The organism is Microbispora bryophytorum (assembly GCF_043197435.1).
GTDB lineage: Bacteria > Actinomycetota > Actinomycetes > Streptosporangiales > Streptosporangiaceae > Microbispora > Microbispora bryophytorum.
Genome location: NZ_JBICTF010000003.1, coordinates 42,794 through 56,518 on the forward strand (window position 1 = coordinate 42,794; position 13,725 = coordinate 56,518).

Sequence of the window (13,725 nt, forward strand, 5' to 3'; positions counted from 1 at the left end):
CGGGAGACACGGAAACACGGGAGAGGGGCACCGCATGGCCGCACCCGCGCCGATCCTGCGGATGAGCGGGATCGGCAAGCAGTTCCCCGGCGTGAAGGCGCTGGACGGCGTGGACTTCCGGCTGCTGCCGGGAGAGGTCCACGCGCTCATGGGAGAGAACGGCGCCGGCAAGTCAACCTTGATCAAGGTGCTGACCGGGGTCTACGACATCGACGCCGGAGAGATCGAGCTGGAGGGCAGGCGGGTCGCCTTCTCCAGCCCGCTCGCCGCGCAGCAGGCGGGCATCAGCACCGTCTACCAGGAGGTCAACCTCTGCGCCAACCTGTCGGTGGCGGAGAACATCTTCATCGGACGTGAGCCGCGCCGCTTCGGCCGGATCCAGTGGAAGACGATGCGCCGCCGGGCCGTGGAGATCCTCTCCCGGCTCGACCTCGACCTCGACGTGTCCGCCCCGCTGGCGTCGTACTCGCTGGCGATCCAGCAGATGGTGGCGATCGCGCGGGCCGTGGACATCGACGCGAAGGTGCTGATCCTCGACGAGCCCACCTCCAGCCTCGACGCGGACGAGGTCGCCCAGCTGTTCCGGGTGATGCGCAGACTGAAGGAACAGGGCATCGCGATCCTGTTCGTCTCGCACTTCCTCGACCAGATCTACGAGATCTCCGACCGGATGACGATCCTGCGCAACGGCACACTCGTGGGGGAATACCGCACCAGTGAGCTGAGCCAGGTCGAGCTGGTCGGCAAGATGATCGGCCGCGAGCTGGCCGACCTGGAGAAGCTGGAGGCCCGCCCGTCCGCTCTCGAGGCCGCGCCGCTGGTCGAGGCCGAGCAACTGGGGCGCTCCGGGGCCATCGAGCCGTTCACGCTCACCATCCACGAGGGTGAGGTCGTCGGCCTGGCCGGGCTGCTCGGCTCGGGCCGTACGGAGATCGCCCGGCTGCTGTTCGGGGCCGACCACGCGGGCACGGGCTCCTTGAAGATCGGCGGCGAGCAGGTCAACCTGCGCACGCCCCGATCCGCGGTCTCCCGGAATCTCGCCTTCTGCTCGGAGAACCGGCGGGCCGAGGGGCTCATCCCCGACCTCACCGTCCGCGAGAACATCATCCTCGCCCTGCAGGCCGTGCGCGGCTGGACCCGGCCGATCCCGCGGCGCAAGCAGGACGAGCTGGTCGACAAGTACATCACCGCGCTGAACATCCGCCCGGCCAACCCCGAGCAGCTCGTCAGGAACCTCAGCGGCGGCAACCAGCAGAAGGTGCTGCTGGCCCGCTGGCTCATCCTGGAGCCGCGCCTGCTCATCCTCGACGAGCCCACCCGGGGCATCGACGTCGGCGCCAAGGCCGAGATCCAGCGCCTGGTCGCCGAGCTGTCGGACGGCGGGATGGCCGTGCTGTTCATCTCCGCCGAGCTGGAGGAGGTGCTGCGGCTCAGCCACAAGGTCGGCGTGCTGCGCGACCGCAGGCTGGTCGCCGAGCTGGACAACGACGAGGGCCTGACCACCGACGCACTGACGGAGACGATCGCGAGCGGAGCCCGATCATGAACCGGATCCTGAAGCATCGCCTGTTCTGGCCCGTGGTCGTCCTGGTCGCGCTGCTGCTGCTCAACCTCGTCTTCACCGACGGCTTCTTCAGAATTCAGATGAAGGAGGGCCATCTCTACGGCAGCCTCATCGACATCTTCCGCTTCGGCGCGCCGCTGATCCTGGTCGCGACCGGCATGACGCTGGTCATCGCCACGAGCGGCATCGACCTGTCGGTCGGGTCGGTCGTGGCGATCGCGGGAGCGCTGGCCTGCATGCAGATCAGCGACCTGAGCGACCAGAACTCGGTGACCGGCGTGCTGTCGGCCGTGGGCATCGCGCTGGTGCTGTCGGTGGTCCTCGGCCTGTGGAACGGCTTCCTCGTCGCGGGCATCGGGATCCAGCCGATCATCGCGACGCTGATCCTGATGGTCGCCGGGCGGGGCCTGGCCCAGCTCATCACCGACGGCCAGATCACCACGGTCCAGAGCTCGTCGTACAAGCTGATCGGCGGCGGCTACTGGCTCACGCTGCCGTTCGGGATCATCATCGTGGCGGTCGTGCTCGCGCTCACCGCGTTCCTCACCCGGCGCCTGGCGCTCGGCCTGCTCATCGAGTCGGTCGGCGGCAACGCCGAGGCGAGCCGCCTGGCCGGCATCAGCGCCCGCGGCGTGCTCATCATGGTGTACGCGTTCTGCGGGCTGTGCGCGGGCATCGCGGGCCTGATGATCAGTTCGAACGTCTCCAGCGCCGACGGCAACAACGCCGGTCTGTGGATCGAGCTGGACGCGATCCTCGCCGTGGTCATCGGCGGCACCCCACTGTCCGGCGGGCGGTTCTCGCTGAGCGGCACCGTGCTGGGCGCTCTCATCATCCAGACGCTGACCACGACCATCTACTCGATCGGTGTTCCGCCGGAGACGACGCTGCTGTTCAAGGCGCTCGTGGTGACGATCGTCTGCCTGATCCAGTCCCCGGCCTTCCGCTCGAAGGTGTTCCACCGCCGCAGGCGCCCTGTCGCGGCGTCCGCGGCGCCCGAAGAGAAGGTGAGGGTCTCGGCGTGACGAGCATCACCGGTCTGCTGGACCGTCGCCGTACGATTCCGCAGAAGTACATCCCGGTCCTGGTGACCGCGGGCCTGTTCGTGGCCATGTTCGTGACGGGCGGCATCCGCTACGAGAACTTCGCCACCGGGCAGATCATCCTCAACGTCTTCATCGACAACGCGTTCCTGCTGGTCGTCGCGGTCGGCATGACGTTCGTGATCCTCACCGGCGGCATCGACCTGTCGGTCGGTTCCGTGGTCGCGCTCGCCACGATGCTGAGCGCCAGCCTGCTGAAGGACGGCTGGCCGGCGTACGCCGTCATGGTCCTGGTGCTGGTGATCGGCGGGGTGCTGGGCCTGGCGATGGGCGCCATCATCCACTACTTCGAGATCCAGCCGTTCATCGTCACGCTGGCCGGCATGTTCCTCGCCCGCGGCCTGTGCTACACGATCAGCACCGAGTCGATCCCGATCGACAACCCGACGTTCACCGACATCGCCCAGACGCGGGTCAATCTCGGCGGCGACCTGTCGGTCTCCCCGAGCGCGGTGATCGCGGTGGTCGTCGTGGTGATCGCGGCGTACGTGCTGCACTACACGCGGCTCGGCCGCAACGTCTACGCGACCGGCGGCAGCGAGCAGTCGGCCCTGCTCATGGGTCTGCCGGTGGCCCGTACGAAGATCGCGGTTTACACGATCAGCGGGTTCTGCTCCGCTCTCGGCGGTCTGCTGTTCGCCTTCTATTCCCTGTCCGGCTACGGGCTGAGCGCCGTGGGCATGGAGTTGGACGCGATCGCCGCGGTCGTCATCGGCGGCACGCTGCTGACCGGCGGGAGCGGCTTCCTGATCGGCACCGTGCTCGGCGTGCTCGTGCTGGGGCTGATCCAGACGATCATCAGTTTCGAGGGCACGCTCAGCTCCTGGTGGACCAGGATCTTCATCGGCATGCTGCTGTTCGTCTTTATTCTCCTTCAGCGCGTATTCTCAGGCGGATCGCGCCGCCGAACCCCCTGACGTGCGGAAAGCCTTACCCCTTCGATCGGCCGCTCACAGTTGCGCGGCCAGCCCCCACCAAGGAGATGCACATGAGGTTGTTGAGAATCGGGGGCGCGGTGTCCGCCATCGCGCTCGCCGCGACCATGACGGCCTGCGGCTCCAGCCAGAAGACGGTGGACGCCGACACGTCCGCGTCGTCCGCGGCAGGCAACGCCGGAGCCCTGGTCGGCGTCACCATGCCCACCAAGTCGTCGGAGCGCTGGATCCACGACGGCGACAACGTCAAGCAGCAGCTTGAAAGCCTCGGCTACAAGGTGGACCTCCAGTACGCCGAGAACGACATCCCCACCCAGGTCAACCAGATCGAGAACCAGATCACCAAGGGCGCCAAGCTCCTGATCATCGCCTCGATCGACGGCACCGCGCTCACCTCGCAGCTGCAGGAGGCCGCGGACAACAAGATCCCGGTCATCGCCTATGACCGTCTCATCCGCAACAGCCCGAACGTCGACTACTACGCCACCTTCGACAACTTCAAGGTCGGCGTGCAGCAGGCGACCTCGCTGCTGAAGGGTCTCGGCGTCGACGGCGGCAAGAAGGGCCCGTTCAACGTCGAGTTGTTCGGCGGCTCGCCCGACGACAACAACGCCACCTTCTTCTGGAACGGCGCGATGTCGGTGCTCCAGCCGAAGATCGACGACGGCACGCTGAAGGTCAAGAGCGGCCAGCTCGACTTCAAGCAGGCCGCCATCCTGCGGTGGGACCCCGCCACGGCGCAGAAGCGCATGGAGGACATCCTCACCAAGACCTACACCGGTGACGCCAAGGTCGACGGTGTGCTCTCGCCGTACGACGGGCTGTCCATCGGCATCCTGTCGGCGCTCAAGAGCTCCGGCTACGGCACCAGCGGCCAGCCGTACCCGGTCGTGACGGGCCAGGACGCCGAGCTGGCGTCGGTCAAGTCGATCGTCGCCGGTGAGCAGTACTCGACCATCTTCAAGGACACCCGCAAGCTCGCGGAGCAGACCGTGAAGATGGCGGACGCGGTGCTGAAGGGTCAGAAGCCCGAGGTGAACAACGAGAAGGACTACGACAACGGCAACAAGGTCGTCCCGTCGTACCTGCTCGACCCGGTGGTCGTCGACAAGGACAACTACAAGGACGTCATCGTCGGCAGCGGCTACTACACCGAGGACCAGCTCAAGTAGGGATTGGGGCCCGGGGAGCAGTCCCCGGGCCCTCCCTGAGCGGGGGGCACATGACCGAACACATCTTGCGAATGAGCGGGATCACCAAGACATTCCCCGGAGTGACGGCCCTGCAGGACGTCAACCTGGCGGTACGGCGGGGTGAGATCCACGCGATCTGCGGTGAGAACGGCGCCGGCAAGTCGACGCTGATGAAGGTGCTGTCCGGGGTCTATCCCCACGGCCAGTACGACGGCGAGATCGTCTTCGAGGGCAATCGCTGCGAATTCGGCGGCATCCGCGACAGCGAGCGCGCCGGCATCGTCATCATCCACCAGGAGCTCGCGCTCAGCCCGCAGCTGTCGATCGCGGAGAACATCTACCTCGGCAACGAGCGGGCCAGGCGCGGCATCATCGACTGGAACCGAACCAACTACGAGGCCGGCGAGCTGCTGAAGCGGGTCGGCCTGCGCGAGAACCCCACGACGACCGTCTCCGACATCGGCGTGGGCAAGCAGCAACTCGTCGAGATCGCCAAGGCGCTGTCGAAGGAGGTCAAGCTCCTCATCCTCGACGAGCCGACCGCGGCGCTCAACGACGAGGACTCGGCCCACCTGCTCGACCTGCTGCGCGGGCTCAGGGACGAGGGCATCACGTGCGTGATCATCTCGCACAAGCTCAACGAGGTCATCGCGATCGCCGACTCCGTCACGATCCTCCGTGACGGGCACACGATCGAGACGCTGGACATGGCCGCCGACAGCGTGACCGAGGACCGCATCATCTCCGGGATGGTCGGCCGCGCCCTCGACAACCGCTTCCCGCCGCGCACGCCGGCGATCGGCGAGGAGGCGTTCCGCATCGAGGACTGGACGGTCTACAGCCCGAGCCAGCCCGGCAGGAAGGTGGTCGACGGGGCCTCGCTCATGCTGCGGCGTGGTGAGATCGTGGGCCTGGCCGGGCTGATGGGCGCCGGGCGCACCGAACTGGCGATGAGCGTGTTCGGGCGGACGTACGGCGTGCACATCTCCGGCAGGGTCTTCAAGGGCGGCAAGCAGATCGAGCTCCGCACCGTGCAGGACGCGATCAGGCACGGCGTCGCCTACGCCACCGAGGACCGCAAGAGATACGGCCTCAACCTCATCGAGGACATCAAGCGCAACATCAGCGCGGCCTGGCTCAAGGGCCTGTCCAGGCGCGGCTGGGTGAACGAGTACGAGGAGTACCGCGTCGCCCAGCAGTTCCGCGGGAGCATGAACATCAAGGCACCCAGTGTGGACAGCGTCGTCGGAAAGCTGAGCGGCGGCAACCAGCAGAAGGTCGTGCTCTCCAAGTGGATCCTGACCGAGCCGGACGTGTTGATCCTCGACGAGCCGACACGGGGCATCGACGTCGGCGCCAAGTACGAGATCTACGTGATCATCAACCGTCTGGCGGAGCAGGGCAAGGCCGTGCTGGTGATCTCGTCTGAGCTGCCCGAGTTGCTCGGCCTCTGCGACCGCATCTACACGCTCTCGGAGGGGCGCGTCACCGGAGAGGTGCCGCGCGAGGAGGCTACACAGGAACGCCTCATGTATCTCATGACCAAGGGACAGGAGTAGCTCGCATGAGCAGCATCACACCCGCCGACGTGGAGGTCGGCGCCAAGGGCGGCGGGGGAGCGCCGGGGCGGCCGGGCCGGGTGTCGGTCGGCGGGCTGTCGCTCAACCTGCGCTCCAGCGGCATCTACATCGCCTTCGCACTGATCATCGTGTTGTTCTCGGTGCTGACCGACGGCGCACTGCTGCAGCCGCAGAACATCTCGAACATCATCGTCCAGAATTCCTACATCCTGATCCTCGCGATCGGGATGATCCTGGTCATCATCGCGGGCCACATCGACCTGTCGGTCGGCTCGGTGGTCGCGGTCACCGGCGCGCTGGCCGCGGTGCTCATGGTGAACATGGGCGTGCCCTGGCCGGCGGCCCTGCTGATCACGATCGTGGCCGGGGCGCTGATCGGCGCCTGGCAGGGATACTGGATCGCGTACTTCGGCATTCCCGCCTTCATCGTCACGCTGGCCGGCATGCTGCTGTTCCGGGCGCTGACCCTCACCGTCCTGGGCAACCAGGGCATCGGTCCGTTCCCCGACCAGGTCCGCACGCTGGCCAACGGCTTCACCAACGGCTGGCTGGGCAACGTCGGCCTCGGCCCGCTGGGGGGCGCCGACCTGTTCAGCCTGCTGGTCGGCGTCATCGCGATCGTCGGCATGGCCTTCGCGCAGTGGCGCTCCCGGAGCGCACGCAAGGGCTACGGCCAGGCGGTCGACCCCCTGGCGCTGTTCGTGCTGAAGATCGCGGCAGGAGCCGCGCTGATCCTCTTCCTCGTCGTTCAGCTCGCCCGCTTCAAGAACCTGCCGTGGGTGCTCGTGCTGCTGGCGGTGCTCGTGCTGGCGTACTCGCTGATGGCGAACCGCACGGTGTTCGGCCGGCAGATCTACGCCATCGGCGGCAACCTGCAGGCGGCCGTCATGTCCGGCGTGAAGGTCAAGTCGGTGGTCTTCTGGATCTTCGTCAACATGGGCGTGCTGTCGGCCATCGCCGGTGTCATCTTCGCCGGTCGGCTCAACCAGGCGGGCCCCACCGCGGGCAACAGCTTCGAGCTGGACGCGATCGCCGCGGCCTTCATCGGCGGCGCGGCCGTGCAGGGTGGCGTGGGCAAGGTGGTCGGCGCGATCACCGGTGGTCTGATCATGGCAGTGATCAACAACGGCATGTCGCTGATCGGCTCGCCGAGCGAGCGGGTCATGCTCGTCAAGGGCGCCGTGTTGCTCGCCGCGGTGGCGTTCGACGTGTGGACCAAGCGCAGGGCCGGCACCTCGCGCTGATGGCCGTGGACATCGATAGAAACCGGTTTCGGACCACCGGCCGCATCGCCGGCCGGTGGTCCCCGCTCCGGGCATGGCCGGCGCAAGAGCCTCTGGAGGTTGTGTGTTGAACGTTGACAGTGATCGTTATGTGGTCGGTGTGGATTACGGCACGTTGTCCGGCCGCGCCGTGGTCGTGCGGGTGAGCGATGGCGCGGAGCTGGGCAGCGCCGTGCACGAGTACGCCCACCGCGTGATCGAGGAGGCGTTGCCGGGCTCCGGCGTCCGCCTCGGGCCGGACTGGGCTCTGCAGTCGCCCGCGGACTGGATCGACGTGTTGCGGCACGCGGTGCCCAAGGCGCTGGCCGCCGCGCAGGTCCCGGCCGAGCAGGTGATCGGCATCGGCACGGACTTCACAGCCTGCACCATCCTGCCCGCCACCGCCGACGGCCACCCGTTGTGCGAGGAGTTTCCCGAGCGGCCGCACGCCTGGCCGAAGCTGTGGAAGCACCACGCGGCCCAGTCGCACGCCGACCGCATCAACGCGCTGGCCGCCGAGCGCGGCGAGGCGTGGCTGCCCCGGTACGGCGGCAAGATCTCCTCCGAGTGGGCCTTCGCCAAGGGCCTGCAGCTGCTGGAGGAGGACCCGGAGATGTACGACCGGGCCGACCGCTGGATCGAGGCCGCGGACTGGATCATCTGGCAGCTCACCGGAGTGGAGACCCGCAACGTCTGCACCGCCGGGTACAAGGCCGTCCACCAGGACGGCGCCTATCCGTCCGAGGACTTCCTGGCCGCGCTCAATCCCGCCTTCTCCGGCTTCACCCGCAAGCTCGGCCAGGAGCTCGCTCCGCTCGGCGGCCTCGCCGGCCGCCTGACCGCGCTCGCCGCCGAGTGGACGGGACTGCCCGAGGGGATCGCGGTGGCGGTCGGCAACGTCGACGCCCACGTCACCGCCGCGGCGGCCGACGCCGTGCGGCCCGGCCAGATGGTCGCCATTATGGGCACCTCCACCTGCCACGTCATGTGCTCCGACCAGCTCGCCGAGGTTCCCGGCATGTGCGGCGTGGTGCGCGACGGCATCGTCCCCGGACTGTGGGGCTACGAGGCGGGCCAGTCGGCCGTCGGCGACATCTTCGGCTGGTTCGTGGACAACTGCGTGCCCGCGTCGTACGCGGACCGGGCCGCCGAGGAGGGGCTCGGGCTGCACGAGTACCTCACCTCCCTCGCCGCCGAGCAGAAGGTCGGGCAGCACGGGCTGGTCGCCCTCGACTGGCACGGCGGCAACCGCTCGGTCCTGGTCGACCACACCCTCTCCGGCGTCGTCGTCGGCCAGACGCTCGCGACCCGGCCCGAGGACGTCTACCGGGCGCTCATCGAGGCCACCGCGTTCGGCGCCAGGACGATCGTGGAGACGTTCGAGGCGGCCGGGGTCCCGGTGGAGGAGTTCGTGGTCGCCGGCGGCCTGCTCAAGAACGGCTTCCTCATGCAGACGTACGCCGACGTGCTGCGCCGCCCGCTGTCGGTGATCGGCTCCGACCAGGGGCCGGCCCTCGGCTCGGCGATCCACGCGGCGGTCGCCGCGGGCGCCTACCCCGACATCGCCGCGGCCGCGGCCGACATGGGCAAGCGCCAAGCCGCCGTCTACGCGCCCGACGCCGGGCGCGCCGACGCCTACGACCGGCTGTACGCGGAGTACCGCAGGTTGCACGACCACTTCGCGGACGGCGGGATGCTCCACCGGCTGCGCGCTATCAGGAACGAGGCCAGTGCATGATCGATGAACTTCGCAGGGAAGTCTGCCGGCTCCACGCCGAACTGGTGCGATACAACCTGGTCGTCTGGACGGCCGGCAACGTGTCGGGCAGGGTGCCGGGCGAGGACCTGTTCGTCATCAAGCCCAGCGGGGTGTCCTACGACGACCTGACTCCCGAGTCGATCGTGGTCTGCGACCTCGACGGCAACCTGGTCGAGGGAGACCTGTCTCCGTCCAGCGACACGGCGGCGCACGCCTACGTCTACCGGCACATGCCGGAGGTCAACGGCGTGGTCCACACCCACTCCACGTACGCCTCGGCGTGGGCGGCCCGCGGCGAGGCGATCCCGTGCGTGCTCACCGCGATGGCCGACGAGTTCGGCGGTGAGATCCCCCTCGGGCCGTTCGCGCTCATCGGCAACGACGACATCGGCAAGGGGATCGTCGCGACCCTGTCCGGCCACCGTTCGCCCGCCGTGCTGATGCAGAACCACGGGGTGTTCACCATCGGCGACTCGCCGAAGGCGGCCGTCAAGGCCGCCGTCATGTGCGAGGACGTCGCCCGCACCGTGCATGTCTCCCGGCAGCTCGGTGAGCCCCTGCCGATCGCGCAGGGCGACATCGACCGCTTGTACGACCGGTATCAGAACGTCTATGGACAGAGGAGTCACCTGTGAAGCTTTGGTTCCTGACCGGTAGCCAGGGTCTGTACGGCGAGGACACGCTGCGGCAGGTGGCCGAGCAGTCCCAGCGCATCGCCGAGCAGTTGGGCGAGGCGCTGCCGTTCGAGCTCGAGTGGCGGCCGGTGCTCACCGACGCGGCGGCCATCCGCCGGGTGTGCCTTGAGGCCAACGGTGACGACGACTGCATCGGCCTGATCGCGTGGATGCACACGTTCTCCCCGGCCAAGATGTGGATCGCCGGTCTGGACGCGTTGCGCAAGCCGCTGCTGCACCTGCACACGCAGGCCAACGTGGAACTGCCGTGGAGCTCCATCGACATGGACTTCATGAACCTCAACCAGGCCGCCCACGGCGACCGTGAGTTCGGCTACATCCAGACGCGCCTCGGCGTGCCGCGCAAGACCGTCGCGGGCCACGTGAGCGACCCGGCGGTGGCGGCGCGGATCGCCACCTGGGCCCGCGCCGCGGCCGGCCGGGCCGAGGTCGGCTCGCTGCGCCTGGCCCGCTTCGGCGACAACATGCGCGACGTCGCCGTGACCGAGGGCGACAAGGTCGAGGCGCAGCTGCGGTTCGGGGTGTCGGTGAACACCTACGGCGTCAACGAGCTGGCCGAGGCCGTGGACGCCGCCGCGGACACCGACGTGTCCGCCCTCGTCAAGGAGTACGAGGACCTCTACCGGATGGCCCCGGAGCTGCGCGCGGGCGGGGAGCGGCACGATTCGCTGCGTTACGCGGCCCGCATCGAGCTGGGCCTGCGGCACTTCCTGGAGGGCGGCGGCTTCAAGGCGTTCACCACGAACTTCGAGGACCTGGGCGGGCTGCGCCAGCTTCCCGGCCTGGCCGTGCAGCGGCTCATGGGCGACGGCTACGGCTTCGGCGGCGAGGGCGACTGGAAGACCTCGGTGCTGCTGCGCACGCTCAAGGTCATGTCGGAGGGCCTGCCCGGCGGCACCTCGTTCATGGAGGACTACACCTACCACCTCACCCCGGGTGAGGAGCTCATCCTCGGCGCGCACATGCTGGAGGTCTGCCCGACGATCGCCGCGGACACCCCCGCGTGCGAGATCCACCCGCTGAGCATCGGCGGCCGGGAGGACCCGGTGCGGCTCGTGTTCGACGCCGCCCCCGGCCCCGCCGTCGTGGTGGGCCTGTCCGACATGGGCGAGCGGTTCCGGCTGGTGGCCAACGAGATCGACGTGGTCGCCCCGCCCGAGCCGCTGCCCGCCCTGCCGGTCGCCCGTGCGGTGTGGAAGCCCCGGCCCGACATGCGCACCTCCACCGAGTCGTGGATCACGGCGGGGGCCCCGCACCACACGGTGCTCTCCTCGGCCGTCGGGTCCGAGGAGCTGACCGACTTCGCCGACATGCTCGGCGTCGAGCTGCTCGTCATCGACGAGGCGACCACCTCGCGCCAGTTCACCAAGGAACTGCGCTGGAACCAGGCCTACTACCGGCTCGCGCAGGGGTTCTGACCCGAAAGAAGTGAGGGGAGGGCGGCCTGGCCGCCCTCACACTCGGGCCCTTCCCCTCGGGGAAAGGGCCCGTTCGTGTGTCGGACGCTGCGCGTCAGGCCGCCCGCCGGGACGGCGATCGGGAGGCGAGGACGGCCCGTGCCGCCGCGAGTGCGCTGTTGATCGACACCTCGGAGAGCAGGCCGGGCGCCGCCACCTGGTCGCCGGTCAGCCAGACGCCGTCGCCGCGCTGGACCGCCGGCCGGTCGCGCCACATCCTGCCGGGCAGGTCGAGCGCGCCGCTGCGCCCGGCGGCCACGGCGTCGCGGCGCCAGGTCACCCGCTCGCGCCAGCCCGGGAGGGCGAGGTCGGCGATCCGCTCCAGCCGCCCGAGCGCGACGGCTTTCGGCTCGCCGGGACGCATGGGCATCTCCAACTGGACGAGGCTTTCCCCGGGTGGGGCCAGCGACGGGTCGGGCAGCGAGTAGTTCTCCAGGAAGCCGCCCTCGTCCAGGTCGCTGACGAGGAACAGGTCCCCCGGGTCGGCGCGTACCGCGAGGTCGAGCAGGACCGCCCGGTCGCTCTCCCCGCGCAGCGAGTCGTCGCCCAGCAGGCCGCGGGCGGCGTCGAGGGAGGTGGCGACGATCACCGGTCCCTCCGGCAGCCGGTCCGCTCGCGACCCGGTCTCGATGCGTACGCCGAGGTCGCGCGCCCGCGCGGCCATCCGGTCGATCACCCGTCCCCAGCCGCCGACCACATAGCGGACGGCCGGGTAGCGCGGAGCGGTGACACGCAGGAGCCGCTCCCAGGCGAAGGCCGCCGACAGCCGGCCGGGGTCGGCGTCGTAGGTGACGACTCCCAGCAACCCGGCGGCGGCCCGTGCGGCCTCGGCGCCGAATCGGCGGGTGGCCCAGGAGCCGAAGTCCTCGTCCACCGGTGCCCGCAGGCCACGCCGGGCGATCATCCGCAGCAGCCCGGCCGTGGGCCGCCCGGTCAGCCTCCCGTCCCGGCGGAACCGCGCCCGCGCCAGGTGCCCCGGCCGCGGCAGAGCGCAGGGCCGGACGAGTCCCCGCTCGTCCAGCCAGCGCCAGGGCCGGCCGTCGGCGTAGAAGACGTGGGTGCCGTCGTTGGCGACGTACGGCGTAGCGGCGGAGCGGGCGCGCCCGCCGAGGGTGTGGTGCGCCTCGTGCAGGACGACGGCCGCGCCGCCCTCGGCACAGGCGATGGCGGCGGTCAGCCCGGCAAGCCCGCCGCCCACGATCGTGATGGTTTCTCTCATGCACTCCCGGACGCGTTCGGGCCCGCCATTCGTGACATCTTGTCCGGGTTGGCGATGAGGTAGACGGTATGGATCAGGCCGTCGCTGATCATCAGTGAGATGACCGTGACGGGACGGCCCTCCAGGCGGGCGACGATCGCGGGCCCGCCGTTGACTTCCGCGATCTCCAAGTCCATCTCCCCGCCAGGGGGAGCGCCCAAGGAGTCCAGGAAGCGCCGGCGGCCCTCCGGGCTCGCGATCGCGAGGAGGAAGCGGGCGACCGATGCGACGCCGGCCAGCTCTCGCAGCGGCGCCCTGACCTTGCCGCCGCCGTCGCCCACCATGCGGACGTCCGCGGCGAGCAGCGCCGTCAGGGCCTCGATGTCCCCTTCAGCGCAGGCCGCGACGAAGCGCTCGGTGATCGTGCGCCGCTCGCGCCGGTCCACGTCGAAGCGCGGCCTGCGCTCGCGCACGTGGTCGCGGGCGCGCCTGGCGAGTTGCCGTACGGCAGGCTCGCCCCGGCCGAGGATCTCGGCGATCTCCGCATGGGAGAAGCCGAACGCCTCCCGCAGGACGAACACGGCCCGTTCCAGCGGGGACAGCGTCTCGAGCACGACGAGGAGGGCCAGTTCGACGCTGTCGGCGCGTTCCGCGGGCTCCGCGGAGTCCGGCGCGGTGACGACCGGCTCGGGCAGCCAGGGCCCGACGTACGCCTCCCGCCTGGCCCGCACCCGGCGCAGCCGGTCGATGGCGAGGTTGGTGGTGACGCGTACGAGGTAGGCCTTCGGGTCGGCCACCGACGCTGCGTCCACCTCCGCCCAGCGCAGCCACGCCTCCTGGACCACGTCCTCCGCGTCCGCGGCGCTGCCGAGGACGCGGTAGGCCACCCCGACGAGCAGGCTCCGGTGCTCGGTGAAGACTTCGATGGTCATGTCACGTCAGACGTATCATGCCCGCCTTGTGTGACATCGGCTCGTCC

General features: G+C 69.5%; 11 protein-coding genes. 9 read left to right on the top strand and 2 right to left on the bottom strand.

What is annotated here, in order from left to right; translation table 11 throughout:
• Positions 1-34: 34 nt before the first annotated feature.
• The 9 genes from ACGFIB_RS09615 to araA all read left to right on the top strand — a co-directional run bounded on the left by ACGFIB_RS09615 (position 35) and on the right by araA (position 11,509).
• Positions 35-1,546, top strand: a complete 1,512-nt coding sequence (locus ACGFIB_RS09615) for a sugar ABC transporter ATP-binding protein (RefSeq protein WP_393370124.1) — start codon at positions 35-37, stop codon at positions 1,544-1,546.
• Positions 1,543-2,589: an ABC transporter permease gene (locus tag ACGFIB_RS09620; RefSeq protein WP_142573198.1), complete on the top strand. Its 1,047-nt coding sequence runs from the start codon at positions 1,543-1,545 to the stop codon at positions 2,587-2,589. The genes ACGFIB_RS09615 and ACGFIB_RS09620 overlap by 4 nt, the downstream gene beginning before the upstream one ends.
• Complete coding sequence (yjfF, locus tag ACGFIB_RS09625) at positions 2,586-3,584, top strand: galactofuranose ABC transporter, permease protein YjfF (protein WP_229689890.1); 999 nt, start codon at positions 2,586-2,588, stop codon at positions 3,582-3,584. The genes ACGFIB_RS09620 and yjfF overlap by 4 nt, the downstream gene beginning before the upstream one ends.
• Before the next feature lie 71 nt (positions 3,585-3,655).
• Positions 3,656-4,774, top strand: coding sequence for a multiple monosaccharide ABC transporter substrate-binding protein (chvE, locus tag ACGFIB_RS09630; RefSeq protein ID WP_357245699.1), 1,119 nt, complete (start codon positions 3,656-3,658; stop codon positions 4,772-4,774).
• A gap of 50 nt (positions 4,775-4,824) precedes the next feature.
• Positions 4,825-6,354, top strand: coding sequence for a multiple monosaccharide ABC transporter ATP-binding protein (gene mmsA, locus ACGFIB_RS09635; protein ID WP_393370127.1), 1,530 nt, complete (start codon positions 4,825-4,827; stop codon positions 6,352-6,354).
• Between the two features lie 5 nt (positions 6,355-6,359).
• Complete coding sequence (gene mmsB / locus ACGFIB_RS09640) at positions 6,360-7,619, top strand: multiple monosaccharide ABC transporter permease (protein WP_357245703.1); 1,260 nt, start codon at positions 6,360-6,362, stop codon at positions 7,617-7,619.
• A gap of 73 nt (positions 7,620-7,692) precedes the next feature.
• A complete protein-coding gene (gene araB / locus ACGFIB_RS09645) occupies positions 7,693-9,375 on the top strand; it encodes a ribulokinase (RefSeq protein ID WP_357257403.1) in 1,683 nt (560 codons plus the stop codon).
• Positions 9,372-10,031 (top strand): L-ribulose-5-phosphate 4-epimerase, encoded by a 660-nt coding sequence (locus ACGFIB_RS09650; protein WP_142573189.1) that lies wholly within the window; start codon positions 9,372-9,374, stop codon positions 10,029-10,031. Before araB ends, ACGFIB_RS09650 begins: the two co-directional genes overlap by 4 nt.
• Positions 10,028-11,509 (top strand): L-arabinose isomerase, encoded by a 1,482-nt coding sequence (araA, locus tag ACGFIB_RS09655; protein ID WP_357245706.1) that lies wholly within the window; start codon positions 10,028-10,030, stop codon positions 11,507-11,509. Before ACGFIB_RS09650 ends, araA begins: the two co-directional genes overlap by 4 nt.
• A gap of 94 nt (positions 11,510-11,603) precedes the next feature.
• On the opposite strand, the gene ACGFIB_RS09660 is transcribed toward araA, so the two are convergent.
• Together ACGFIB_RS09660 and ACGFIB_RS09665 are read right to left on the bottom strand one after the other, a co-directional pair.
• Positions 11,604-12,767 carry an NAD(P)-binding protein gene (locus tag ACGFIB_RS09660; protein WP_393370132.1) on the bottom strand — a complete coding sequence of 388 codons (1,164 nt, stop codon included), beginning with the start codon at positions 12,765-12,767 and terminating at the stop codon, positions 11,604-11,606.
• A complete protein-coding gene (locus tag ACGFIB_RS09665; protein ID WP_357245711.1) occupies positions 12,764-13,678 on the bottom strand; it encodes an RNA polymerase sigma-70 factor in 915 nt (304 codons plus the stop codon). The genes ACGFIB_RS09660 and ACGFIB_RS09665 overlap by 4 nt, the downstream gene beginning before the upstream one ends.
• Between the last annotated feature and the right edge of the window lie 47 nt (positions 13,679-13,725).